The 24528-nt window shown below is 62.1% G+C and carries 29 protein-coding genes; 12 read left to right on the plus strand and 17 right to left on the minus strand.

Annotated features, from left to right (window positions below; genetic code table 11):
- Positions 1-162 precede the first annotated feature (162 nt).
- Positions 163-621 (minus strand): RT0821/Lpp0805 family surface protein, encoded by a 459-nt coding sequence (locus tag ACSQ8R_RS02430; RefSeq protein WP_436251919.1) that lies wholly within the window; start codon positions 619-621, stop codon positions 163-165.
- A gap of 64 nt (positions 622-685) precedes the next feature.
- Between ACSQ8R_RS02430 and pdxH the strand changes: the two genes are divergently transcribed.
- On the plus strand, positions 686-1306 hold the full coding sequence (gene pdxH, locus ACSQ8R_RS02435; protein ID WP_436251920.1) for a pyridoxamine 5'-phosphate oxidase: 621 nt from the start codon (positions 686-688) through the stop codon (positions 1304-1306).
- A 7-nt stretch (positions 1307-1313) separates the two neighbouring features.
- On the opposite strand, the gene ACSQ8R_RS02440 is transcribed toward pdxH, so the two are convergent.
- Both ACSQ8R_RS02440 and ACSQ8R_RS02445 read right to left on the minus strand, forming a co-directional pair.
- Positions 1314-2297 (minus strand): polysaccharide deacetylase family protein, encoded by a 984-nt coding sequence (locus ACSQ8R_RS02440; RefSeq protein ID WP_436255353.1) that lies wholly within the window; start codon positions 2295-2297, stop codon positions 1314-1316.
- Between the two features lie 164 nt (positions 2298-2461).
- Positions 2462-3253, minus strand: coding sequence for a sulfite exporter TauE/SafE family protein (locus ACSQ8R_RS02445; RefSeq protein WP_436251921.1), 792 nt, complete (start codon positions 3251-3253; stop codon positions 2462-2464).
- Between ACSQ8R_RS02445 and ACSQ8R_RS02450 the strand changes: the two genes are divergently transcribed.
- The gene (locus tag ACSQ8R_RS02450) at positions 3252-4214 is read left to right on the plus strand and encodes a HipA family kinase (RefSeq protein ID WP_436251922.1); all 963 of its coding nucleotides are present in this window, start codon (positions 3252-3254) and stop codon (positions 4212-4214) included. The genes ACSQ8R_RS02445 and ACSQ8R_RS02450 overlap by 2 nt on opposite strands.
- Positions 4211-5065 (plus strand): DUF3037 domain-containing protein, encoded by an 855-nt coding sequence (locus tag ACSQ8R_RS02455; protein WP_436251923.1) that lies wholly within the window; start codon positions 4211-4213, stop codon positions 5063-5065. Before ACSQ8R_RS02450 ends, ACSQ8R_RS02455 begins: the two co-directional genes overlap by 4 nt.
- 9 nt (positions 5066-5074) lie before the next feature.
- Here ACSQ8R_RS02455 and tldD read toward each other — a convergent pair whose 3' ends face one another.
- From tldD to coxB, 8 genes are all read right to left on the minus strand, one after another.
- On the minus strand, positions 5075-6490 hold the full coding sequence (gene tldD, locus ACSQ8R_RS02460; protein WP_436251924.1) for a metalloprotease TldD: 1416 nt from the start codon (positions 6488-6490) through the stop codon (positions 5075-5077).
- Positions 6491-6584: 94 nt separating this feature from the next.
- The gene (locus tag ACSQ8R_RS02465; RefSeq protein WP_436251925.1) at positions 6585-7349 is read right to left on the minus strand and encodes an SURF1 family protein; all 765 of its coding nucleotides are present in this window, start codon (positions 7347-7349) and stop codon (positions 6585-6587) included.
- A gap of 67 nt (positions 7350-7416) precedes the next feature.
- Positions 7417-8292 (minus strand): cytochrome c oxidase subunit 3, encoded by an 876-nt coding sequence (locus ACSQ8R_RS02470; protein WP_436251926.1) that lies wholly within the window; start codon positions 8290-8292, stop codon positions 7417-7419.
- A 51-nt stretch (positions 8293-8343) separates the two neighbouring features.
- Complete coding sequence (locus ACSQ8R_RS02475; protein ID WP_436251927.1) at positions 8344-8964, minus strand: cytochrome c oxidase assembly protein; 621 nt, start codon at positions 8962-8964, stop codon at positions 8344-8346.
- Positions 8965-8973: 9 nt separating this feature from the next.
- Positions 8974-9111 carry a hypothetical protein gene (locus tag ACSQ8R_RS02480; protein WP_436251928.1) on the minus strand — a complete coding sequence of 46 codons (138 nt, stop codon included), beginning with the start codon at positions 9109-9111 and terminating at the stop codon, positions 8974-8976.
- Positions 9111-10067 (minus strand): heme o synthase, encoded by a 957-nt coding sequence (locus ACSQ8R_RS02485; RefSeq protein ID WP_436251929.1) that lies wholly within the window; start codon positions 10065-10067, stop codon positions 9111-9113. The genes ACSQ8R_RS02480 and ACSQ8R_RS02485 overlap by 1 nt, the downstream gene beginning before the upstream one ends.
- Before the next feature lie 68 nt (positions 10068-10135).
- The gene (gene ctaD / locus ACSQ8R_RS02490; RefSeq protein ID WP_436251930.1) at positions 10136-11842 is read right to left on the minus strand and encodes a cytochrome c oxidase subunit I; all 1707 of its coding nucleotides are present in this window, start codon (positions 11840-11842) and stop codon (positions 10136-10138) included.
- 18 nt (positions 11843-11860) lie between these two features.
- Positions 11861-12745 carry a cytochrome c oxidase subunit II gene (gene coxB / locus ACSQ8R_RS02495; protein WP_436251931.1) on the minus strand — a complete coding sequence of 295 codons (885 nt, stop codon included), beginning with the start codon at positions 12743-12745 and terminating at the stop codon, positions 11861-11863.
- Positions 12746-13154: 409 nt separating this feature from the next.
- Here coxB and ACSQ8R_RS02500 point away from each other — a divergent pair, with 409 nt between their 5' ends.
- From ACSQ8R_RS02500 to ACSQ8R_RS02530, 7 genes are all read left to right on the plus strand, one after another.
- Positions 13155-13793, plus strand: coding sequence for an invasion associated locus B family protein (locus tag ACSQ8R_RS02500; protein ID WP_436251932.1), 639 nt, complete (start codon positions 13155-13157; stop codon positions 13791-13793).
- Positions 13794-14033: 240 nt separating this feature from the next.
- A complete protein-coding gene (gene ispH / locus ACSQ8R_RS02505; protein ID WP_436251933.1) occupies positions 14034-15041 on the plus strand; it encodes a 4-hydroxy-3-methylbut-2-enyl diphosphate reductase in 1008 nt (335 codons plus the stop codon).
- Positions 15042-15183: 142 nt separating this feature from the next.
- Complete coding sequence (locus ACSQ8R_RS02510; RefSeq protein WP_436251934.1) at positions 15184-16167, plus strand: homoserine kinase; 984 nt, start codon at positions 15184-15186, stop codon at positions 16165-16167.
- On the plus strand, positions 16164-16604 hold the full coding sequence (gene rnhA, locus ACSQ8R_RS02515; protein ID WP_436251935.1) for a ribonuclease HI: 441 nt from the start codon (positions 16164-16166) through the stop codon (positions 16602-16604). Before ACSQ8R_RS02510 ends, rnhA begins: the two co-directional genes overlap by 4 nt.
- 24 nt (positions 16605-16628) lie before the next feature.
- Complete coding sequence (locus tag ACSQ8R_RS02520; RefSeq protein ID WP_436251936.1) at positions 16629-17357, plus strand: class I SAM-dependent methyltransferase; 729 nt, start codon at positions 16629-16631, stop codon at positions 17355-17357.
- A gap of 3 nt (positions 17358-17360) precedes the next feature.
- Positions 17361-18170 carry an endonuclease/exonuclease/phosphatase family protein gene (locus tag ACSQ8R_RS02525; protein WP_436251937.1) on the plus strand — a complete coding sequence of 270 codons (810 nt, stop codon included), beginning with the start codon at positions 17361-17363 and terminating at the stop codon, positions 18168-18170.
- A 63-nt stretch (positions 18171-18233) separates the two neighbouring features.
- The gene (locus ACSQ8R_RS02530; protein ID WP_436251938.1) at positions 18234-18542 is read left to right on the plus strand and encodes a Dabb family protein; all 309 of its coding nucleotides are present in this window, start codon (positions 18234-18236) and stop codon (positions 18540-18542) included.
- 42 nt (positions 18543-18584) lie between these two features.
- Here ACSQ8R_RS02530 and ACSQ8R_RS02535 read toward each other — a convergent pair whose 3' ends face one another.
- The 6 genes from ACSQ8R_RS02535 to ACSQ8R_RS02560 all read right to left on the minus strand — a co-directional run bounded on the left by ACSQ8R_RS02535 (position 18585) and on the right by ACSQ8R_RS02560 (position 23438).
- Positions 18585-19484 carry a metal ABC transporter substrate-binding protein gene (locus tag ACSQ8R_RS02535; RefSeq protein ID WP_436251939.1) on the minus strand — a complete coding sequence of 300 codons (900 nt, stop codon included), beginning with the start codon at positions 19482-19484 and terminating at the stop codon, positions 18585-18587.
- A gap of 17 nt (positions 19485-19501) precedes the next feature.
- Complete coding sequence (locus ACSQ8R_RS02540; protein WP_436251940.1) at positions 19502-20374, minus strand: metal ABC transporter permease; 873 nt, start codon at positions 20372-20374, stop codon at positions 19502-19504.
- The gene (locus ACSQ8R_RS02545) at positions 20371-21138 is read right to left on the minus strand and encodes a metal ABC transporter ATP-binding protein (RefSeq protein WP_436251941.1); all 768 of its coding nucleotides are present in this window, start codon (positions 21136-21138) and stop codon (positions 20371-20373) included. Before ACSQ8R_RS02545 ends, ACSQ8R_RS02540 begins: the two co-directional genes overlap by 4 nt.
- Complete coding sequence (locus ACSQ8R_RS02550; protein WP_436251942.1) at positions 21135-21257, minus strand: hypothetical protein; 123 nt, start codon at positions 21255-21257, stop codon at positions 21135-21137. The genes ACSQ8R_RS02545 and ACSQ8R_RS02550 overlap by 4 nt, the downstream gene beginning before the upstream one ends.
- 698 nt (positions 21258-21955) lie before the next feature.
- A complete protein-coding gene (locus ACSQ8R_RS02555; RefSeq protein ID WP_007769116.1) occupies positions 21956-22441 on the minus strand; it encodes a peroxiredoxin in 486 nt (161 codons plus the stop codon).
- 139 nt (positions 22442-22580) lie between these two features.
- Positions 22581-23438 carry a protein-disulfide reductase DsbD domain-containing protein gene (locus ACSQ8R_RS02560; RefSeq protein ID WP_436251943.1) on the minus strand — a complete coding sequence of 286 codons (858 nt, stop codon included), beginning with the start codon at positions 23436-23438 and terminating at the stop codon, positions 22581-22583.
- 161 nt (positions 23439-23599) lie between these two features.
- On the opposite strand from ACSQ8R_RS02560, the gene ACSQ8R_RS02565 reads away from it, so the two are divergent.
- The gene (locus ACSQ8R_RS02565) at positions 23600-24205 is read left to right on the plus strand and encodes a YqgE/AlgH family protein (RefSeq protein ID WP_436251944.1); all 606 of its coding nucleotides are present in this window, start codon (positions 23600-23602) and stop codon (positions 24203-24205) included.
- Between the two features lie 93 nt (positions 24206-24298).
- The gene (locus ACSQ8R_RS02570; protein WP_105418803.1) at positions 24299-24490 is read left to right on the plus strand and encodes a CsbD family protein; all 192 of its coding nucleotides are present in this window, start codon (positions 24299-24301) and stop codon (positions 24488-24490) included.
- The last annotated feature ends 38 nt before the right edge of the window (positions 24491-24528 follow it).

Below are 24528 nucleotides of genomic sequence, written 5' to 3' on the forward strand. Positions count from 1 at the left end.
GCTTACATCCGCCGAGCCTATGTTAGGACTTGTGAATCAGTGGTTACGCGGCCGCCACTCCCACTCGTTAAGGTAAACGAATGGTTTCCGGCACGATTTGCCGAATCGCCAGATACGCATCTTCGCGGCCGCGTCGGCCTTTGGAGGAGGGGTGGACCGCGACTACTGGCGGTCGAAGGCGGTGAGCATCCAGTCGCCGCTGCCGGTCAGGCAGGTCTGCCCGGAGAACATGGCGATACCCTCGTAGGAATGCCGCGTCGTGGTGAAGGCGCGGCAGATCTGCTCGCCGTTGCGGGCCTCACGGATCTGTGACACCACGCCGGCGCTGCCCGTTGCGGTGTTGGCCCACGGAACGGATGCCGCGCCGACCTTCGCAAGGTCGGCCGAGGAGACGGCGTTACGCACAGTCGCTTCGTCGGAAAGCGTGGCGCCCGTGTGCTGGGGCGCGCCAGGCACCGTGCCGGTCGCGATCGACCGGTCGACTTTTGGGGAGCTCCCGAAGAGATCGAGGCTGCTGGTACAACCGGCAAGCGAAAGCCCTGCAAGGCAGAGGGCGGCTGCCCGTCTGCCGAGGAGAAACGACCTCTTTGTGCGGCTCTTCGACTTTGCTATCACTACCACCGTGCGTCCTGTCCGACTGAAAAACTCGGGCATTTTTCATGAGATTGGGAGTATTTTAGTCAATATGTCTGAGAGCGGGTTAACAACTGGTGACTTCACCGCCGAGAACGAACCTTTCGCGCTTTTCGGTTCCTGGCTGAAGGATGCCGAGAACTCCGAACCCAACGATCCGAACGCCGTGGCGGTTGCAACCGTCGATGAAAACGGCATGCCGAACGTTCGCATGGTCCTGTTGAAGGGGTATGACGAGAACGGTTTCGTCTTCTATACCAATTTCGAAAGCCAGAAGGGCCGCGAGATCCTCGGCCAGAAAAAGGCGGCGATGTGTTTCCACTGGAAATCGCTGCGCCGCCAGGTTCGCCTGCGCGGCGAGGTGGAGGTGGTGAGCGATGCCGAGGCGGACGCCTACTACGCCTCGCGCGCCCGCGGCAGCCGCATCGGCGCCTGGGCGTCGAAACAGTCCCGGCCGCTCGAAACCCGCTTCGCGCTCGAAAAATCGGTGGCCGAATACACCGCCCGCTACGCGATCGGCGACATTCCGCGCCCGCCCTACTGGTCCGGTTTCCGCATCAGGCCGGTGTCGATCGAGTTCTGGCACGACCGCCAGTTCCGCCTGCACGACCGCATCGAATTCCGCCGTGCCGTCGCCGACGGCCCGTGGGAGAAGGTGAGGATGTATCCGTGAGGGCAGCTCACCGCCCGATCGCGAAGGGAATGCCTGAAGCGAGTGCCGAGACGTAGCGCGGCTGCTGGTAATAGCCGTTGAGCGAGATGCGCGGCAGGCCGGTGAGCCTGCTCACGTATTTGGCGCAGAGCGTGCCGGGCTGCGTCGTCACCGCAACCGAAAAGCCGAGCTCCCTGGCGATGCCGTAGTCGCGCTCGGAGACCGCGGCGCGGCTGCCATAGGGATAGGCGATCGTGTCCGGCCGGTCGCCGGTCAAGGCCTCGATCCAGTCGGCCGACTGCTTCATCTCTGCGCGGGCGTCTTCCGCCGAAAGCCGGGCGACGGCCCTGTGGCTCGTCGTATGGGCACCGAGCGAAGCCAGCGGATGGGCGGCGACCGAGCGGAGCTCCTCGGCATTCATGGTCAGGTCGGCGGTGATCTTCAGCGGATCGACGCCGTGTTTTCTCGCCAGCGCATCGATCCGCGAGACGGCGGCCGTCTCTTCCACTTCCAGGACATAGCTTGAGAAGCGGTCGAAGGCGTCGAATTTTCTCGCCTCGGAGGTGAGGTCGAGGACTTCAGGTCCGCCGCCGAAATCGAACGTCACTTCCCGCTCGCGCCCGAGCAGTTCGGCGACCGTCTCCCACCACAGCGAATGGCTTCGCTCGGCGAACCCGCGGGTCACGAATATCGTGAAGGGCACGCCGTGGCGGGCAAATACGGGCAGCGCGTATTCGGCATTGTTGCGGTAGCCGTCGTCGAGCGTGAAGGCCGCGAAGGGCTGCTTGGTCGGCGCGGCAAGCCGTGCCGGTACGGCGCTCAAAGGGATGAACTCGTAGCCTTCGGCCGAAAGCCGTTCGATCGCTTCGCCGAGGAAATCCGGTGTCACTTCCAGATGTCCGCTCGGCTGCAGCGGACGGCTCTGTTTCGGCCGCACATGATGGAGGGTAAAGATGGCGCCGTGGCCGCGCGCATTGGGCATCATCCCGGCACGGGCGAGTGCTGCGGCCATGTCGAGGCCACCGGCGACAAGCCGGCGTTTGACATCGCGGCGCCAAAGCGCCTGAAACCTCTCCCTGGTATTCCCCACCGCGATCACGCCCACGTTACTTCGGTGAGGGCGACCCTACCCCGGACCAGTTAAGTCTTGCTGAATAAGCAGGGGCCTGATCTTGGTCAGGGCCGCAGGGCGTCGAAAAGCGGCAGGCTGACGATCGCCGCCATGGCGATCAGCAGGAAGCAGATGCGCCGAAAGGTGCCTTCGGAGGCAAAACCGAACAGTCTCGAACCGGCGATCACACCGAAGCCGTAACCCGGCCCGGCGATCAGTGCGAGGGCAAGAACGTCGAACGTCAAAAGACCGCCGATGACATAGGCCGCGGCGGAGATCACGGTCGCAAGCGCGAAATAGACGATGAGGTTGGCGCGCACGGTGAGCGGCGGGATGGCGCCGCCGAGCCAGTAGGCGACGACCGGCGGCCCGGAGAGTTGCGCCGCGCCGCCGAACAGGCCGGCAAGTGCCCCGACGCCGATCGTCAGCGGCGTCTTCGGCTTGCCATGATAACGCCAGCCGGAAATCAGGAAGATCAGCAGAAAGAGCACGACGACCGAGATCAGCCACCGGAGCGCCGTCGGATCGATCAATGCCAGCAGCGTCGTGCCGGCCGGCACGCCGATCAGCGTACCGATCAGCATCGTACCCACCTCGCGGCGGTTGGCGCGCTTCCAGCCGTCCGGCACCATGCCGAGCGTCGTCACACCGTCGATGACGAGCAGCAGGGCAGGGGCGATCTTCGGGCCGACGGCTGCACCGGCGAGCGGAACGAAGATCAGCGCTCCGCCGAACCCGGAAAACCCGCGCGCCAGCCCGGCAATCAGGGCCGAAAGGAAAAGAAACACGAGTTGCGCCGGCTCATGGCCCGGAATCCATGCGTCCAGCAAGGCGGAAATCGGATTGGCGGAGTCCATGGAAAATGCCGTGATGCGGATGGGATCTGATGGTCCGCACCTGCCGGGATTTGGGTCTGGGTGTCAAGGCAGGTATGGTTCGGGGCAAATTTGGGTAGATGACTTTCTCCATCTAAGCGAGTATACAGAAATTAAGGCAATCAGATGCGCTGGATGGAATAAACTAAGCGTGCTGCGACGTGTTTCTCCTATCCAATATGATACGGCGATCAAAAATGGGCGGACCCAGCCCTCAGCTATTACCTGTGAGCTGCCGGATGGTAATACAGTTGAAGTGGTAGCGAAATTTTCGGCTGGTTGTGATCAGGGAAATGTTAATTTAGCACGCGAGGTCATTAGCGCATGCCTCGCCGGTGATCTATGCCTGCCCGTTCCGGAGCCGTTTCTTGTAGAAACCACGCCTGAGTGGATCGCTACTATTCCAGATATAGGTAGGCGCGTAAAAGCTGAAAACAGTTCGCCAATCGCCTTTGGATCACGCTTAGTGATCGGTCAGTTCGGAGCCTGGGGCGCTGGCAACCGGATTTCCGAAAGTATGCTGCTCACCGCTGCCGGAATATTTGTATTCGACTGTGTTATCCAAAATCCAGACAGAAGGCTAGGGAATCCGAATTGCCTCGTTCGTGGAGATGAGCTTCGCATTTTTGATCACGAGTTGGCGTTTTCTCATAAACTTGTGATCGGTTGGAAGCCGCCTTGGCATATTGGTGGCCTTAAGTCGTTTGAAACGAATGGAAACCATATATTTAGAGAGGGTTTAAGAGGGCGCTCGATTGATTACACATCCATCCGTTCGGCTTGGGAAAAACTAACTGACAACAAAATTGGCGATTATGAGAATGTGCTCCCGGTTGAATGGAGTGATGCCAAGTCTTCTGCGGTCGATGCGGCCCAATTGATTAAAACAGCACGGGATAATATCGATGCTGTTTTGGAGGAAGTGAGGCGGGTGCTAAAATGACAAGCAAAATGGCTTATAGCTATACCCTGCTGCGGTATGTACACGATGTGCTTACAGGCGAATTCGTTAACGTCGGCGTAGTGTTATTTGTGCCATCTACCGGTGTGGTGAAATTCAAAACTCGGGCTACGATTGGTCGTTTAAAAGGAATATTTCCCGATATTGATCGTAGCGCCTTTGTGTCATCCATGTACGCTATTCGGCGCGCTCTTCAACGTATAGCAAAAAGCGAAGCAAATGCGGGCTTTTTAAAAACTGAAGGTGATGCGGTCTCTATCGGAAACAAAGCTGTCCCGGCTGACTACAGCTCGTTCCAATGGTCATCTTCTGGTTCTGGTCTTACTTCGCACGCTGAGGAAACGGTCGATCGCCTTTATGAGCGCTTTGTATCCAGGTATGATACGCATTCTCGCAACCGGCGCACTGACGATGATGTCTGGCGTCCAGTTCGTCAAATGCTAGAAGAGCGTAACCTTGCCCAACGACTCCAAGAGAAGTCAATTCGTGGCGGACTAGATGATATCATATTTAAGCATGCCTGGAAAAATGGGCAGTGGCATGTATATGAGTCGCTCTCCTTCGATCTTGCTGATGCGGACGGCATAAAAAGTAAAGCTCGAGAATGGCTGGGTCATCTCTCCGCTGTCGTCGCGGGAGGAGAGGCAGAGCGTTTTAAACCTCATTTTATTGTTGGGGCGCCATCCAATGTGGCTCTGAACGAAGCTTATCGAACAGCGCTAGCAATTTTGGAAACTGCTCCCAATAGCCCTGAGATTTTCGAGGAGACCGAATTAGATAGCCTAGTCTCTAAGATTGAGAATGAGGTAAGAGCTCACGATCTGGAGTTGTGAACGGCGTCATCAAGCCTTCGTCCCACCCACCGTCACCTGATCCATCCGCAGATGCGGTTGCCCGACGCCGACGGGGACCCATTGGCCGCCCTTGCCGCAATTGCCGATGCCGGTGTCGAGCTTCATGTCGTTGCCGACCATCGAGACCCGGCGCATCGCATCCGGACCGTTGCCGATCAGCATGGCGCCCTTGATAGCCGGGCCGATCTTGCCGTTCTCGATCATGTAGGCCTCGGTGCAGCCGAACACGAACTTGCCCGACGTGATGTCCACCTGGCCGCCGCCGAAGGAGACGGCGTAGATGCCCTTCTTCACCGAGGCGATGATTTCTTCCGGGCTCTTGTCGCCGCCGAGCATGTAGGTGTTGGTCATCCGCGGCATCGGCGTATAGGCATAACCCTGCCGGCGGCCGTTGCCGGTTGGGTTGACGCCCATCAGCCGGGCGTTCTGGCGATCCTGCATGTAGCCGACCAGCTTGCCGTTTTCGATCAGCACGTTGTAGGCCGACGGCGTGCCTTCGTCGTCGATCGTCAGCGAGCCGCGGCGGTTGTCGATCGTGCCGTCATCGACGACCGTGACGCCGGGCGCCGCAACCATCTCGCCCAGAAGCCCGGCAAAGGCCGAGGTCTTCTTGCGGTTGAAATCGCCTTCGAGCCCGTGGCCGACCGCCTCGTGCAGCATCACGCCCGGCCAGCCGGAGCCGAGCACGACGTCCATCGTGCCGGCCGGCGCGTCGATGGCGGTGAGGTTGACCAGCGCCTGGCGCAGCGCCTCGTCGGCGCCGGTCTGCCAGTTGCCTTCGGTCACGAAATCGCCAAAGCCAATGCGGCCGCCGGTGCCGAACGAACCGCTTTCCTGCCGGTCGCCGTCACCGACGACGACGGAAATGTTGATGCGGGTCATCGGGCGGATGTCCTGCACACGATGGCCGTCGGCGCGCAGGATGTCGACCACCTGCCAGCTTGCGGAAACGGTGGCCGTCACCTGCCGCACCTTGTCGTCCTTGGAGCGCAGATAGGCGTCGATATCGGTCAGCAGCTTGACCTTCTCCTCGAAGCTCGGGGATCCGATCGGGTTCTCGTCGCCGTAATATTTCTTGTTGGTGCGCTGCGGGGCTGCGGCATAGGAGCCGGAATACCCGGCGGTGACGGCGCGAACCGCATGGGAGGCGCGCGAAAGTGCCGCCGCCGAAAGCTCGCCCGCATGCGCATACCCGACCGCCTCGCCGGCGACCGAGCGCAGGCCAAAGCCCTGGTCGGTATTGAAGGAACCGCCCTTCAGGCGGCCATTGTCGAAGGTCAGCGATTCCGCCTGGGCATGTTCCACGAAGAGCTCGCCGTCATCGGCGCCGGTAAGCGCCTCGGAGAGGATCGAGCGCAGCTTGGTCTCGTCGCAGTCGAAAAGGTTGAGAAGGTCGGTGTTCATGGGTGCTCCTTCGGCGCTGCCCTTTTGGAAGACGCGCGCTCTGTTCCAACCGATGTAGGTCTGGGGAGGGACCGAAGCAAGCCTATCCTGCGGGTCAGGCGCGTTTGCGGCGGAAGATCATGCCGATGACGACGGCAACCAGGGCTGCGGCAAGCCCGTACCAGGTCACGGCATATTGCAGGTGGCTGTTGGGGAGGTCGAACTGGGTGACGCCGCCTTTCGGCCAGCCGCCCGTATTGGAGACCGACGCGTCGGCATCCACGAAGAACTGCACGACTCCGGCGGGGTCGATCCCGGTGGTGGAGGCCATGGCATCGAGATCCTTCCAGTAGAAGATGTTCTTCACCCTATCGTTGTCCGGCACGATGGAGGACGGCTTTTCGCCAAGCCGCACCCGCGCATAACCGGTGACGGTCTGCTGGCCGACAGCCTGCCCGGCGGTACGGGTCTTCGGGTCCTTCATCTCGTAGGGCACGAAACCTCGGTTGACGAACAGGATGCGGCCGTCGGAGAGCGTCATCGGGGTATAGATGTAGAATCCGGTCTGGCCGTTGAAGGTCGCGAAGAAATGCCGCTCCCTGGCATGATCGAATATCCCGGTGACCGACACCCGGCGGTATTCGATATCGCCTCCGGACGTCCGGATCGCCTCGATATCGGAAAGCGTAACCGGTGCCGCCGCCCGCCGCTCCGCGATATCGGCGAGCAGGGCTTCCTTCCAATGCAGCCGCTCCACCTGCCAGGTGCCCAGCGACAACAGGATGGCAAGCGCCGCCAGCACCGCGACGGCGGTCGCGATCACCCGGCCACGGCCGGGTGTTTTATCCGATGCGGTTGGAAAGGGAGCCTTGGTCGCCATTCGTATCAATCCTCAAAAAGCAGAAGGGCGGCTCATCGCCGCCCTTCCCGAATTCATGTCCTCTCGATCAGTGGGCGAGCGGTGCGCCCCAGCCACCCCAGATGTAGATGGCGAAGAACAGGAACAGCCAGACCACGTCGACGAAGTGCCAGTACCAGGCGGCCGCTTCGAAGCCGAAATGCTGGGTGGGCGTGAAGCCGCCGGCAACCGCGCGCAGCAGGCAGACCAGCAGGAAGATCGTGCCGACCAGAACGTGGAAACCGTGGAAGCCGGTCGCCATGAAGAAGGTCGCGCCGTAGATCGAGTTCGAGAAGGCGAACGGCGCGTGGATGTATTCGTAAGCCTGGACGCAGGAGAACAGGATGCCGAGCGCGACGGTGAGCGAGAGGCCGGTGATCAGACCCTTGCGGTCGCCGTGCAGCAGCGCATGGTGAGCCCAGGTGACGCAGGTGCCGGACAGAAGCAGGATGATCGTGTTGTAGATCGGCAGGTGCCACGGATCGAGCACCTCGACGCCCTTCGGCGGCCACTGACCACCGAGGAACTCGACGCGGGTAGCCTGGATCGCCTCGTTGGCATAAAGGCTCGCATCGAAGAAAGCCCAGAACCAGGCGACGAAGAACATCACTTCGGAAGCGATGAACATGATCATGCCGTAGCGCAGGTGCAGCGACACGACGCGGGTATGCGCGCCGGAATTGCCTTCCTTGATCGTGTCCGCCCACCAGCCGACCATCGTGTAGAGGATGATGGCAAGGCCGATGTAGAACAGCCACGGCGTGGCAAGATCCAGACCGAAGATGTGGAATTGGCCGCCATGCAGATAGCGCATGTAGCCGACGCCGCCAAAGGTCATGACGAAGGCGCCAAGTGAAGCCAGGATCGGCCACGGGCTCGGATCGATGATGTGGTAGTCGTGATTTTTCTGATGCGCGTCGGCCATGTCAGAATCCCCGGATGAATGCCTGCTTCGCCGGAAAACCGGCGAACCCTCTTAAAGTTTCCCTGTGCCCGTCTTCTGGCCTTCCGGCAGAGCGGCAACCGGTTTGGACGGTTCGCTCGGATAGAAGGTGTAGGACAGGGTGATCGTCTTGATGTTCTTGGTCTCTTGGGCCGTGGCGATCTCCGGGTCAACGAAGAACACCACCGGCATCTGAACCGACTGGCCGGGCTGCAGCGTCTGCTCGGTGAAGCAGAAGCACTCGACCTTGTTGAAATAGGCGCCGGCTTCCATCGGCGTCACGTTGAACACGGCGCTCCCCGTCGTCGGCTTCGACGAGCGGTTGGTCGCGGTATATTCGATCTGTACGGTCTCGCCGATCTTCGGGTTGACCGTCTTGGCGGGCTTGAACTCCCAGTTCAGGCCCGGCGAGATGTTGGCGTCGAACGTGACCTGGATCGGCTTGTTCAGGATCTTGTCGGAATACTGCTCGACGCGCTGGGTCGTGCCGTTATAGCCGGTGACCTGGCAGAACAGGCGATAGAGCGGCACGGAAGCATAGGCGGCACCGACCATGCCGGCCACAAAAACGGCACAGCCGGCGAAGATCGCGCTGTTGCTGACCCGCTTTACCTGACCGTTCTGCGCCTGACCGTTCCGAACCACGTCCGTCATCGCTCCACCCTAGTTCCCGACTCCGCCGATTTTCACCAGCGTCATGATGTAGAAGAGGACCACGAGCCCGGCAAGGACGATGCCGAGCGCGATATTGCGGTTGCGGCGCGACTTCCTCTGGGCTTCGCTGAGCTTGACGGTCTCCATCACAGCAGGCCTCCCACGAAGTGCGGCAACCCGGCCAGCAGCCGGTCGGCCAGCAGGCCCGAGAAGATCGCGAACAGATAGAAGATCGAATAGGCGAACATCTTCTTCGCCGGCATCATCTTCTCGTCGCCGTCGGGCATGCGCCGGACGGCGATGGAACAGATGACGAAGATCGCGCCGAGCACGGCGGCGAAAATGCCGTAACCGAGGCCGGCAAGGCCGGTGAAGGTCGGTACAACCGCGATCACCGCCGTCAGCACCGCGTAGACGATGATCTGGTTCTTGGTGGAGGCCTCGCCCGCGACATTGGGCATCATCGGCACGCCGACGGAGCCGTAGTCGCGCATCTTGAAGAGCGCGAGCGCCCAGAAATGCGCCGGGGTCCACAGGAAGATGATCAGGAAAAGCAGGATGCTGTCGAGCGAGACGCCGCCCGTGACGCAGGCCCAGCCGATCATCGGCGGAAACGCGCCGGAGGCGCCGCCGATGACGATATTCTGCGGCGTCGAGCGCTTCAGCCACATCGTGTAGACGACGGCGTAGAAGAAGATCGTGAACGCCAGCAGGCCGGCGGAGAACCAGTTGACCGCAAGGCCGAGGATGACGACCGAGAAGACCGAGAGCGTCAGGCCGAAGGCGAGCGCTTCCTGCGGCAGGATGCGACCGGCCGGGATCGGGCGCTTGGCGGTGCGGGTCATGACGGCGTCGATATCGGCGTCATACCACATGTTGAGCGCACCGGAGGCGCCGGCGCCGACGGCGATGCAGAGAATGGAAATCACGCCGAGGACCGGATTGATCTGACCGGGCGCGAGAATGAGGCCGGCGAATGCGGTGAAGACCACGAGCGACATCACCCGCGGCTTCAGGAGTTCGAAGAAATCGCGCGCGCTCGCCTCCGAGAGGCGCGAGCCTCCATCGGTGCCAAGAGCGTCGTGATTGTCCATAACCGTCATTAAACCGTCCTGTCTGGTATTTCAGGGCATCGCGGTTGCCGCGATGCCCTTCTTCAAAGATTGCCCGCTTACTTGATGCGCGGCAGCTGTTCCCACTGGTGGTACGGCGGCGGCGAAGAAAGCTGCCATTCCAGCGTGGTCGCACCTTCGCCCCACGGATTGTCGCCGGCGACGCGCTTCTTCGCGAAGGCTTCCCAGACGCCATAGAGGAAGATCAGCACACCGACGAAGGAGACGTAGGAGCCGAGAGAGGAAATGTAGTTCCAGCCGGCGAATGCATCCGGATAGTCGATGTAACGGCGCGGCATGCCGGCCAGCCCGAGGAAGTGCTGCGGGAAGAACACCAGGTTGACGCCGATGAACATGACCCAGAAATGCGCTTTGCCGATCTTTTCGTTATACATGTAGCCGAACATCTTCGGGAACCAGTAGTACCAGGCCGCGAAGATGGCGAAGACCGCGCCGAGCGACAGAACGTAGTGGAAGTGGGCCACGACGTAATAGGTGTCATGCAGCGAACGGTCGAGGCCGGCATTGGCGAGCTGGACGCCCGTGACGCCGCCGACGGTGAACAGGAAGATGAAGCCGATCGCCCAGATCATCGGTGTCGAGAAGGTCAGCGAACCGCCCCACATCGTCGCGATCCAGGAGAAGATCTTGATGCCGGTCGGAACCGCGATGACCATCGTCGCGAACACGAAATAGCGCTGCGCGTCGAGCGACAGGCCGACCGTGTACATGTGATGGGCCCAGACGATGAAGCCGACGGCGCCGATCGCGACCATGGCATAGGCCATGCCGAGATAACCGAAGACCGGCTTCTTGGAGAAGGTCGAGACGATGTGGCTGATAATGCCGAAGCCGGGCAGGATCAGGATGTACACTTCCGGGTGACCGAAGAACCAGAACAGGTGCTGGTAGAGGATCGGGTCGCCGCCGCCTTCCGGCGCGAAGAAGGTCGTGCCGAAGTTGCGGTCGGTCAGAAGCATGGTGATGGCGCCCGCCAGAACCGGCAGCGACAGCAGCAGCAGGAATGCGGTGACCAGAACGGCCCAGGCAAACAGCGGCATCTTGTGCAGCGTCATGCCCGGAGCGCGCATGTTCAGGATCGTGGTGATGAAGTTGATCGCACCGAGGATCGAGGACGCGCCGGCGACGTGCAGCGAGAAGATCGCAAGATCGACCGCCGGACCCGGATGGCCCATCGTCGCAAGCGGCGGATACATGGTCCAGCCGCCGCCGACGCCGTATGCGCCTGCCGGACCTTCGACGAACATCGAAAGCAGCAGGAGCAGGAAGGCCGGCACGAGCAGCCAGAAGGAAATGTTGTTCAGGCGCGGGAAGGCCATGTCCGGCGCGCCGATCATGATCGGCACCATCCAGTTGGCGAAACCGCCGATCATCGCCGGCATGACCATGAAGAAGATCATGATCAGCGCGTGGCCGGTGGTGAACACGTTGAACATGTGCTTGCCGCCGTCGATGGCGGCATCACCTTCGAAACCGTAGACCATCGATGCCAGACCGTGGAAGATCTGGATACCCGGCTCCTGCAGTTCCATGCGCATGGCAACGGAAAGAAGGCCGCCGAGAATACCCGCCATGATCGCGAAGATCAGGTAGAGCGTGCCGATGTCCTTGTGGTTGGTCGAAAACAGCCAGCGCTGAGCAAAAGTCGGCGTGTGCGAATGACCATGATGATCGTCGTGAGCATGCGCATCGTCGTGGGAGGTGCGAGCATGTGCGTGATCGTCGTGAGCGGAATGTCCAGCCATTGTCCTCACTCCTCTGAATTACTTGGATTCGTTTGCCGCGACGGCAAAATTGCCGGCAGGCTTGTCGACCGCAGCCACGAGAGCCTTGTAGGCGCCCGGCAGGTCGGTCGCAGCAGCTGCGAGCCAGGTCTTGTACTTGTCTTCCGAGACGACGCGGATGGCGATCGGCATGTACGCGTGGTCCTTGCCGCACAGTTCGGAGCACTGGCCGTAATAAAGACCTTCCTTCTCGGCCTTGAACCAGGTTTCGTTCAGGCGGCCAGGAACGGCATCGATCTTGACCCCGAAGGCCGGCATTGCGAAGGCGTGGATAACGTCGGACGGAGCGGCAGTCACCAGAACACGCACGGTCTTGTTGACCGGGATGATCATTTCGTTGTCGACGGCAAGAAGGCGCGGATAGACGGCAGCATCGGTCTTGCCGGCGGCGGCGCGGTCCTGGTCCTTCAGCATGAAGCTGTCGAAGGCGACCGGCGCCGGCGTGCCTTCATATTCGTAGTTCCACTGCCACTGGGTGGCGGTGGCCTTGACCGTCATGTCCGAGTCCGGAATTTCGAGCTGGGCATTCAGGAGGTTGAAGGATGGAATGGCGAGGAAGAAGAGGATGAGAACCGGGCCAAGCGTCCAGATGATCTCGATCGCCGTGTTGTGGCTTGTGCGCGACGGTACCGGATTGGCGCTGGCGCGGAACTTCACGACGACGACGACCAGCAGGGCCAGAACCAGCAGCGTGGTCGGCACGATGAACCACAGCGTATAGTGGTTGAACCAGCGGATCTGGTGCATGATCGGCGTTGCGGCCGCCTGGAAATCAATCTGCCACGGGTGCGGCTGGTCCGCAAAACCCGCGGAAGCAAAGAGCAGACAGATGAGCGCCGTCATCACTGCAAAAGCCCTGTTCATCACTAAAATCTCCCCATGCGTCTGATCTCGATCAAACCGAACGCAGAATCCAAGCTATATGGTCTGCTTCAATCACAGTTTGCCTGCCGCCGCAATATCTGGCGGGAAAAGCCCGTGCGGCATTTTGCGCCTCCCGCAAAAGCCCGGAATCCCCCGATAATCAGGGCGCGCAGCTCGCCTTTCCGGCCGGGCCGAGGTCGTATTCCAAGGGCCTTCCACACCCCTGGCCGCGTCATTATAGACCGCACGGGGGCCAAAATCCGGCGTTTTCTTGATAAAAGTGACGGCTGAGCCACGCGCCCCGGCGGGTCCCACTTTCGCCGTACTCCACTGGAAAGAGGTCAGGGCTTTTCATTTCGTCTGGTGGACGACAAGAATAGCCGCACTGATTCGTCTTCCAGAGGTTTCCATGGGTCGTCCCTCCCTGATCTGCGCCGGTCTAGCCGTGATGCTTGCAGCCGCCGTTTCGCTTCCCGCGTTGGCGCAGCAGCCGCAGCCCGGCCCGCGGCCCGCGGCACCCCAGCCGACACAGGGCGCCAAGCCGGCACCGCAGCCGCCGCGCCCGGCAGCCAACGGCGGGCAGGCGCCGCAGGCTCCGGGGCAGCAGGCGCAGCCTCCCGGCAACGTGCGCGAGAATCACGGTGCCTGGTCGATCATCTGCGACCGGCCGGCCGGCGCTTCCGCCGACCAATGTGCGCTGATGCAGAACGTCATCGCCGAGGACCGGCCGGAAGTCGGCCTGTCGGTGGTGGTGCTCAAGACCGCCGACCGCAAGGCGCGCATTCTGCGCATTCTCGCGCCGCTCGGCGTTCTCCTGAAAGACGGCATGGAGCTCTATGTCGACAACAACAATATCGGCCGCGCCTATTTCACCCGCTGCTTCTCGGAGGGCTGTTATGTGGAAGTTGAGATCGACGAGGAACTGATGCGCATCCTGCGCGCCGGCAAGGCTGCCGTGTTTGCCCTGCGCGAATCCGCCGATCAGGACCGGGTCGGCATCCCGATCGAGCTGACCGGCTTCGGTCCGGGCTACGACGCCCTTCCGTGATTTCATAAAGACGGGCGAAGCTCCATAGGCGTTGACGACGATCGTGATTTCCCGCGCGCTTCGAAGACGTGGCGCGCGACCCGATCCCCTCCTTGGCCCCAAATTGAAGCTCTTCTTTCTTGTGTGGGTCACCATTGCCGCTATATATGGCGCGTGGTCCGTTAAGCCGCGCATCCTGCTCAATCCAGCGCGGCCCGGCCATTCCCGCTCTCGTGCTGACAGTCCTGGCGTCCTGATTTGATGGCATCATCCATACCCGAAAAAAGCCCGCTCAAGATCCGTCTCTGCGGTCCGCGCGGTTTCTGCGCCGGCGTCGACAGGGCGATCCAGATCGTCGTGCTGGCGCTGAAGGCCTATGGCGCGCCGGTCTATGTCCGCCACGAGATCGTCCACAACCGTTATGTGGTCGAAGGACTGGAAGCCAAGGGCGCCATCTTCGTCGAGGAACTCGACGAGATCCCGGCCGAGCACCGCGAGCAGCCGGTCGTCTTCTCGGCCCATGGCGTGCCGAAATCGGTGCCCGAGGATGCGCAGGCCCGCAATCTCTTCTACCTCGACGCGACCTGCCCGCTGGTCTCGAAAGTCCACAAGCAGGCCATGCGCCATCAGCGCCTCGGCCGCCATGTGGTGCTGATCGGCCATGCCGGCCACCCGGAAGTGATCGGCACGATGGGCCAGCTGCCGCCCGGCACGGTGTCGCTCATCGACACGATCGCCGACGCGGAAGCCTATGTCCCGGAAGATCCGGACAACCTCGGCTACGTCACCCAGACGACGCTCTCGGTGGACGACACCGCAGGCGTCATAGCCAAGCTGCAGGAGCGTTTCCCGAACCTCACGGCGCCGGCTGCCGACAGCATCTGCTACGCCACCACCAACCGCCAGGAAGCGGTCAAGGAGGCGGCTCCCGGCTGCGATCTCTTCATCGTCGTCGGGGCTCCGAATTCGTCGAATTCCAAACGGCTGGTCGAAGTTGCACTGAGGGCAGGGGCCAGGCGTTCGCTCCTGGTGCAGCGCGCCTCCGAACTGAACTGGGACGAGATCGGCCGCATCGGCACGCTCGGCCTTTCCGCCGGCGCCTCTGCCCCGGAAGTCATCGTCGACGAGATCATCGCCGCCTTCAAGGACCGTTTCGATGCCGAGATCGAGCTGGCGATCACGGCGGAGGAAACCGAGAACTTCCTCGTCAACCGCGAGCTGCGCGGCGTGCCTTTGACCGTCGAGGACATGGCATGGGTGAATGGGTAGGGAGCGGTCCGGCGGAGCCGGAAAAGTCGATCCGATGGTTCGATTTCAGCTTCGAACGCCCCGAGCTCTAGCGAAGGGCCGGGCGAGCCGCTAGGAAAGCCAGATCACCTCTCTGCACGGCAGAATCACAGCGGGAAGCACCTTGGCCGTTTATACCGATATCACCGAAGACGACCTCAAGCGGTTCCTGACGGAATACGAGGTCGGCGAGCTGACCTCCTACAAGGGGATTGCCGAAGGCGTCGAGAATTCGAACTTCCTGCTGCACACGACCCGCGATCCGCTGATCCTGACGCTTTACGAAAAGCGGACGGATGAGCGTGACCTGCCGTTTTTCCTCGGCCTGATGCAGCATCTGGCCGCCGGCGGCCTGTCCTGTCCGCTGCCCTTGCCGCGTAACGACGGAAATCTCTACGGCACCCTGTCCGGTCGCCCGGCCGCGCTCATCTCCTTCCTCGAGGGCATGTGGCTGAGGAAACCGGAGGCGAAACACTGCCGCGAGGTCGGCAAGGCGCTCGCCCGGATGCATCTTTCCGGCCAGGATTTCGAACTGACGCGCCCGAATTCGCTGTCCGTCGAGGGCTGGAAGTCGCTTTGGGAAAAGTCCGCCGACCGCGCCGACGAGGTCGAAACCGGCCTGCAGGACGAGATCTCGTCGGAACTCGATCACCTGGATCGCAACTGGCCGAAGGACCTGGCCGCCGGCGTCATCCATGCCGATCTCTTCCAGGACAATGTCTTCTTCCTGGGCGACGAGCTGTCCGGCCTGATCGACTTCTATTTCGCCTGCAACGACCTTTTGGCCTATGACGTATCGATCTGCCTGAATGCCTGGTGTTTCGAAAAGGACGGCGCCTACAATCTCACCAAGGGCCAGGCGCTGCTCGAAGGTTACCAGAGCGTCCGTCCGCTCAGCGTACAGGAGATCGAGGCAATGCCGATCCTCGCCCGAGGTTCGGCATTGCGGTTTTTCCTGACGCGGCTCTACGACTGGCTGACGACGCCGGCCGGCGCGCTGGTCGTCAAGAAGGATCCGCTCGAATACCTGCGCAAGCTGCGCTTCCACCGCCAGATCACATCGGCCACCGAATACGGGCTGGCCGGGGAAAGACCGTCCGCATCATGAAGCAGGTAGAGATTTTCACCGACGGCGCCTGTTCCGGCAATCCCGGCCCGGGAGGCTGGGGCGCCATCCTGCGTTATGGCGAGACGGAAAAGGAAATGTTCGGCGGCGAGGCCGAGACGACCAACAACCGCATGGAGCTGATGGCGGCGATCACCGCGCTGAACGCGCTGAAAACCCCGTGCGAGGTCAACCTTCACACCGACAGCAAATATGTGATGGACGGCATATCCAAGTGGATCTTCGGCTGGAAGAAGAACGGCTGGAAGACCGCCGACAAGAAGCCGGTGAAGAATGCCGAACTCTGGCAGCAGCTCGAGGAAGCACGCAACAAGCACAAGGTGACGCTGCACTGGGTGAAAGGCCATGCCGGCCATCCGGAAAACGAGCGCGCCGACGAGCTCGCGCGCCTCGGCATGGCGCCGTTCAAGAAGAGATAGCCGACCAAGCCTGGGAGAGAATCGATGGCCCAGAACGTCTACGACACGCCGGAATTCTTCGAGGGCTACAGCCAGCTCGGCCGCTCGGTGCATGGTCTTGCCGGCGCCGCCGAATGGCCGATGATCCGCACATTGCTGCCCGCGCTGAACGGCTTGCGCATCCTCGATCTCGGCTGCGGTTTCGGCTGGTTCTCCCGTTTTGCGGCGGCGGAGGGCGCTGCCTCCGTGCTCGGCCTCGATCTTTCGGAAAACATGATTGCCAGGGCGCGGGCGGAAAACGCTCATCCGGCCATCGTTTACGAGATCGCCGATCTGGAGCGGGTCGAACTGCCCGCGGCAGCTTTCGATCTCGCCTACAGCTCGCTCGCCTTCCATTACCTGGAGGATTTCGGCCGGCTGGTGGCCGAGGTTCATTCCGCCCTCGTGCCGGGCGGAAAATATGTTTTCACCATCGAACACCCGATCTACATGGCCTCCCAAAATCCCGGCTGGCGGACGGATGACGCGGGCCAGAGATTCTGGCCGGTGGATGGTTATTCGGTCGAGGGTCGGCGCACGACCGACTGGCTCGCCAAGGGCGTCGTCAAATATCACCGCACCATCGGCACGACGCTGAACACGCTGATCGATGGCGGTTTTGCCATCCGCCGTGTCATCGAATGGCATCCCTCGCCGGATCAGATTGCCGCCAATTCCGCACTTGCCGAGGAGATGGACCGTCCGATGATCCTCATGGTTTCCGCGGAGCGCTGAGCGATGACCCTGCGCCTGATCTCCCTCAACGCCTGGGGCGGCCGCGTCCACGCGCCGCTGATGCAATATCTCAAGGCGGCTGATCCGGATGTGCTCTGCCTGCAGGAAGTCACCCGCACGCCGGATGCGGTCGCCGACTGGCTGGCCTACCGCGACGGCGCCTTCGAACTGCCGCAGCGGGGCAACCTCTATGAGGAGGTTAAGGCGGTCCTGCCCGGCCGTGAGGCGATGTACGCTCCGGTCGCCCGCGGCACGCTGTTCGAGGGTGAGCGGGAGGTCGGCTCCGAATTCGGCCTCGCCACTTTCGTGCGCGGCTCTTTCCCTATCATCGGCCAGCAGCTCGGTTTCGTGCATGGAGAGTTTTCGGCCGGCGGCTGGGGCGAGCATCCGCGCTCGCGCAACGCCCACGCCGTCCGCATCCACCGCTACGAGACAGGCTCGGAGGTGACCGTCGTGCAGATGCACGGGCTGCGGGATCTCGCCGGCAAGGGCGATACGCCGGCCCGGCTGTCCCAGGCCCATGCTCTCGTCGCGCTGATCGAAAAGGTCTGGCAGCCGGGTGAACCACTGGTCGTCTGCGGCGATCTCAATCTGCTGCCCGGCAGCGAGACCTTCGCCATTCTCGGAAACCTCGGCCTCACCGACCTCGTCACCTCGCGCAGCTTCACAGACACCCGCACGTCCTGGTACCCGAAGGAAGGCCGTTATGCGGACTACCTGCTGGTGACGCCGGAGGTGAAGGTCGAGAGTTTTGATGTGGTCGCCGAGCCGGAAGTCTCCGATCACCGCGCGCTTCTTCTGGAAATCGCCTGAGCCGCGGTTGCGCTCCGAGCATCAGTCACTATTCTGCCGCAAAACAACTCGGGAGGCCGGCTCATGATCCTGCATTGCGTATTCGTTCGCTTCAAGGCAGCCATTCAACAGGCCGACAAGCAGTCGATCTACGATGCGGTTGCCGCGCTGAAGGATGTCACGCCCGGCATCCTCGACGTGAAATTCGGCCAGAACGTTTCGCCTGAAGGGCTGAATGGCGGCTTTCTCGACGGTTTCATCGTGACATTCGAGAACCCCGAGGCGCGCGACGCCTATCTCGTCCATCCGGACCACATTGTTGTCGGCGACCGGATCATCGGTTCTGCGGACGGCGGTCTGTCGGGGCTCCTGGTTTTCGATATGGCGGTCTGAGGAAAGGCCGCGGGGGTCTGCCCGCAGCCTCCTCTTGCGGGGTCAGCTCGATTTCGCCATCGCCGCGGCGATCTGTTCGACATTGTAGCGGAACATCTTTTCATAGGTCGGCGCCGGTCCCTTGGCGTCCGAGAGCGATTCGACATAAAGCTCGCCGCCCGGCTGGGCCGCCGTCGCCTTGGCGATCTGCTTCACCAGCCGCGGATCGTTCGAGTTTTCGAGGAAATAGGCTTTTACGCCCTCCGCCTTGATCTGCTCGATCAGCTTGGCGACGTCGGCGGCGGAAGCTTCCGTTTCGGTCGAGAGGCCGAGCGGCGCCAAAAAGCTGACATTGTATTCGCGGCCGAAATAACCGAAGGCGTCGTGGCTGGTCAGCACCTTGCGGCGGTCGGCCGGCACCGCGTCGAACTTGGAATGCGCGTAGGCATTCATCGCGTCGAGCTTCTGGAGATAGGCCTCGGCATTCGCCTTGAAGGCGCCCGCGTCGGCGGGGTCTGCCTCCGACAGCGCCTTCTCGATGTTGGCGACCCAGACTTTCACGTTGACGGGGCTGTTCCACACATGCGGATCGGTGACCATCCTGCCGTCTTCCTCCATGCTGCGCGTATTGACGCCTTGCGAGACCACGACCGGCCTGCCCTTGTAGCCCGATGCCGTGATCAGCCGGTCCATCCAGCCTTCCAGGCCCTCGCCGCTGACGAAGGCCACCTGCGCCGCCTTGAGGTTGCGGGCGTCCGTGGGCGACGGCTCGAATTCATGGGGATCGCCGTTCGGGCCGACGAGGTTCGTCACCTTCACATGCTTGCCGCCCACCTGGGAGACGACATCGCCGAGCACCGTGAAGGAGGCGACGACCTTGAGCGTGTCCGCGAAGGCCGGGGCTGCGGAAAGGATGATCAGCGCCGGAAGCGCGGCGGAGAGAAGCAGTCGGCGGGATATCATCGAAGTCTCCTTGAAAATCAGCCCGCGAGATGCGGGCGGGGGAAGAGCCGCCGGACAAGGCCGGACGGTGCGAAGAGGATGGAAAAGCCGTAGATCGCCGCTGCCGTCATGATGATCGTCGGGCCGGAGGCGAGTTCGAGGTGATAGGAGGCGACCAGCCCGACATAGCCGGAGATCGCGGCCGTGACGGCGGCAAGAGTTATCATCGCGGTCAGGCTGCGGCCCCAGAGCTGCGCCACCGCCGCCGGCAGCATCATCAGCCCGACCGCCATCAGCGTGCCGAGCGCCTGGAAGCTTGCGACCATGTTCAGCACCACGAGCAGCAGGAAAAGCGCGTGATAAACCGGCCCGCGGCCGCCGACGGTGCGCAGAAAGCCCGGATCGAAACATTCCGCCACCAGCGGCCGGTAGACGAGGGCAAGGGCAACGAGCGTCACCGACGTGATCGAGCCGATGAGTGCGAGTGCCGCGCCGTCGATGGCAAGAATGGTGCCGAACAGCACGTGCAGCAGATCGATGTTGGAACCGCGCAGCGAGACGATCAGCACGCCCAGGGCCAGTGAGGTCAGGTAGAAGCTTGCGAAGCTTGCATCCTCCTGAAGCACGGTGGCGCGGCTGACGATGCCGGAAAGCAGAGCCACGGAAAGACCCGCCACAAGCCCGCCGATTCCCATCGCGGTCAGCGACAGCGAGCCGGCGACGAGATAGCCGATCGCCGCTCCCGGCAGCACCGCATGGCTCATCGCATCGCCCATCAGGCTCATGCGCCGCAGCATCAGGAAGACGCCGATCGGGCCCGAGCCGAGCGCCAGGCACAGGCAGGCGACCAGCGCCCGGCGCATGAAGCCGTAGTCGGCAAACGGCGCGATCAGCAGATCGTAGGTACTCATGCGACCACCCCGCTGTTCGACGCGTCGCTGACCGGCGGCTCGCAGGTTCCGGCACCGTCGTCCCATCGCTCGGCCATCATCCGCGCCTTGAGCAGGTTGCCGGCCGACATCACCTCCGCCGTCGGCCCCCAGGCGATGCATTCGCGGGCCAGAAGCAGGGTCTCGGGAAAATGCGCCCGCACCTGTTCGAGGTCGTGCAGCACGGCGATCACGGTGCGGCCCTCGCCATGCCAGTGCGCCACGATGTCGAGCAGGTCCTGCGTGGTGCGCGCGTCGATCGCGGTGAACGGCTCGTCGAGCAGGATGACCTTCGCATCCTGAAGCAGGAGGCGCGCAAACAGCACCCGTTGGAACTGCCCGGCCGAAAGCGAGCTGATCGGCCGCCGTTCGAACCCGCCAAGGCCGACAGCGGCGAGTGTCTCGGCCGCGTGGGCGCGTTCCTTCGGTCCGTTCGCCCTGAAGGCTCCCGTATGCCGCCACGCGCCGAGCAGTACCGTATCGAGGACCGAGATCGGAAAACGTCGATTGATATCCGCCGCCTGCGGCAGATAGCCGAAATCGCTGCGGGCGAGGTGATGCCGCAGCCGACCTTCCGCCGGCCGCAATTCGCCCATGATCGCCTTCATCAGCGTCGATTTGCCGGCACCGTTCGGCCCGGCAATGGCGGTCAGGCTGCCGGCCCGGAAGAAACCCGATACGTGATGGACGGCGGGATGGCGATCGTAGGTCACCGTGAGATTATCGAGCGTGAGGAGGGCGTTCACGGCAGCATCGCCGCCCAGCCGATCGCCAGCCAGAGAAGGCCAAGGAGCAGCGCGACGTAGGCGAGGCGGCCAAGAGCCGAGCTGCCAACCAGGCTGGAGGAGAGAGAAAGTCGTTTCATGGAAGCTGCCATTTATGTAATAACATTACTGTTATGTTATAACAAATATGGCGAAAAGAGGGCGCGACTAGCGACTTTTAAATGCCGGTTCACCTCAAAATGAGGCCATTCGCTCGAAGCTTGATAAGAGCTGGGAGGTGTGCGCGAGATTGTCAGTAGCTGTTACAGGTTACGCTATTGCCGTACCTGTAGCAGTTCGTGGTTGTCGGTGACCTGGGAGCCGACATTACGATAGGCGGCGCGCTATAACTTTGACCTCTGAAAGGGAAAGAAGGCATTCTTCCGTCTGACCGGCCGCACTCATAACTCATACGGTACCATGTAACTGGCCCAGGTAAAATATCGGCTATCAGCCCACCTGCATTGCTTGAGCTGTCAAGCACCTGATACGGCCCTTTGCAGATATCAGCTGCTGTTTTAAGGCAGCCCTGGGGCGACCCGTTACATTTCGCTTCGCGCATCGCCTTGCCGCTTGGTCCAGGAATGCTCTCTCCGGAAGAAGCCACACAGCCGGACAATATTGCCGGGACTGCCGCAAGCAGCAATAAAGCGAGTTTCAATTTCATGATGTGCCCCAGCCTCACGCGTACTACACGCACACATTCAGCTCATAGTCGAGTGGGTATCGAGCGCGGCAACAGCCTGAAAACAAAAGGGCACCATCCGGCGCCCTCTCAATTGGGATGCCAACTCTTACCTCAGAGCTGTTCCAGCATCGCGGCCGCGCCCGAGACGGTGGCCTGGCCGGGGCTTTCCTCGACGTTGAGGGACTTCACCACGCCGTTTTCGACCAGCATCGAATAGCGCTTCGAGCGCACGCCGAGGCCGCCGGCGGAAAGGTCGGCGTCGAGGCCGAGCGCCTTGGTGAAGGCGCCGTCCCAGTCGGCCAGGAAGTGGATCTTGCCGAGGCCGCCGGTCTGGGTCGCCCACGCACCCATCACGTGCCAGTCGTTGACGGCGAGGACGGCGATGTCGTCCACTCCCCTGGAGAGGATCGCGTCGCGGTTTTCCAGATAGCCCGGCAGGTGGTTCAGCGTGCAGGTGGGTGTGAACGCGCCGGGAACCGCGAAAAGCACGACCTTCTTGCCGTCGAAAAGCTGTTCGGTGGTGATCTCCACCGGACCGTCCGCGGTCTTTTCCTTGAACTTGGCGGTGGGAAGTTTATCGCCGATGGCAATCGTCATGGGGCTCTCCTCGGTTGGGCGAGCGCGTGGTTCCGGCCCGCCATTCGCGGCGCACTATAGAGCGCACTTGGCGCAAGACAAGGGAAAGACAGCTATGAAACCGGCCCACGGGAGCGGGTCCGATCACCAGGGCGTGACGTCACTCGAAGGCGAGCGAGGTTTCCATGGCACGGTTGCCGGCGATCACCAGAATGCCCCAGCGCTTGCCCTTGATGTCGTAGTTCTTCGGCAATTTGCCGACGGGCATGTCGAGCGCGTAAGCGTCCCCGTCGCGCCGGCCGTTGACGCCGTCGAAGAGCACGTGGCCCTGCGGTCCGGTGACGATCACCTGCGGCGGTTCCGAGGCCTCTGCCGGCAGTTTCAGCTTCAGGGCCAGCTTGTCGCGCCCGTGCGTCATCCCGTAGTAGGTGACGGCGAAATCGTCCGAGGGCGGTTCCGGAAGTTTCGAGGCCGCCGCGTTGAGGATCATCGCCTCTTCGACGGGCGTGCCCTTGGTGGCTCCGAGTTGCAGCGAGAATTCCGCCTGGAACGGAATGCAGATATTGCGGCAAAGGCCGACGAAGGCGGAGGCGCCGAGGTTCAGTGGCCTGCCGGGATCCTCCATCTTGAGCTCGAAGGGCAGGGTGACCGCATGGTCGTAGCCGATGTCGCGCAGCTTGCCGTTGTCGATCCGTTTCGGCACGGGATAACTCATGCTGTTCAGCGTCACGCCGCTTGCCTTGGAAAACACCATCTGCGGCGGAATGCCGGCATCCCCCGGTTCCTTCCAATAGGTGATCCAGCCGGCCTTCGGTTCGATCTGCAGCGCGCCCCGCACCGTGCCGTCGGGCTCGGGCGGCATCGCCACCACCCGCATCCGGCCGCCCTCGTTCGTCGCCCAGGGCGTGGTCTCGGCGCAGCTCATCGAGGCAATACCCAGGACTGCGCCCGCAGTGATGCAGGCGGCGAGCACCGCAGGCGCGCGGGACGGAATGCTGTTCAGCGAAATTCTCTTCATCGACCAAGCATTTAACCGATTGGTCTTGCCCGAACCAGTCACGAGCCCGCGCGAACCGATCATTTTCGGTTGATTGATCCGGCCGACTGCCCCATCTTGATGGAATTGCAATTGACGCTCTCCAGCCCGTTGGCCGGGCCGGAAGGCAGGCTGGAGGCATCATGTCTTTCTCGACCCTCGGGGACAAGAGCGAACGGGGCTTCCTGGACGGACAGTTCCTGATTGCCATGCCGGGCATGCAGGACAGCAATTTCACCCGTGCCGTCGTTTATATCTGCGCCCATTCGTCGGCTGGCGCGATGGGTTTCATCATCAACCGCGCGCAGCAGATTTCGTTCACCGACGTTCTCCTCCACCTGAAGATCATGGATCAGGCCGATGCGATCATGCTGCCGGTGCAGACCCGCGATCTGCCGATCCTTTCCGGTGGTCCGGTGGAGACTGGCCGCGGTTTCGTGCTGCATTCGGACGATTTCGTCAGCGAATCCTCCATCCCTGTGAGTGACGACATCTCTCTCACCGCCACGCTCGATATCATTCGTGCCATCTGCGACGGGCGGGGACCGGCGCGTGCCACGATGCTGCTCGGTTACGCGGGGTGGGGCGCCGGCCAGCTGGAACTCGAGATCGCCAACAACGGCTGGCTGAATTGCCCTGCCAGCGACGCGCTGATCTTCGACAGGACGCTGGAAGGCAAATACGAACGCGCCCTGGCCCTCCTCGGCGTCAGCCCGGAAATGCTCTCCAGCGAAGCCGGTCACGCCTGATCGTTCAATTTTAGAAGATTTCCGGAACGAAGCCTCGGGCCGGGAGTTCTTTTCCCAGAAGGACGATGGTCGTCCTTACCGAGGAGAAGCATGATGGGCAGCACCAGTGACAAGATGGCCGGCAAGGCAAACGAAATGGCCGGCAAGGTCAAGCAGGCCGCCGGCGATATGACCGACAATCCGAAGCTCAAGGCAAAGGGCGCGGGCCAGGAAGCCAAGGGCCATGCGCAACAGGCCAAGGGCAAGGTCAAGGATGCGGCGAAGGGTGTTGTCGACCGCATGTAACGGTTGCTTTACCAGCTAAGAATGCGAACCTGTTCCGG

Origin of the sequence: Neorhizobium sp. LjRoot104, assembly GCF_964253725.1 — a bacterium.
Classification (GTDB): Bacteria; Pseudomonadota; Alphaproteobacteria; order Rhizobiales; family Rhizobiaceae; genus Neorhizobium.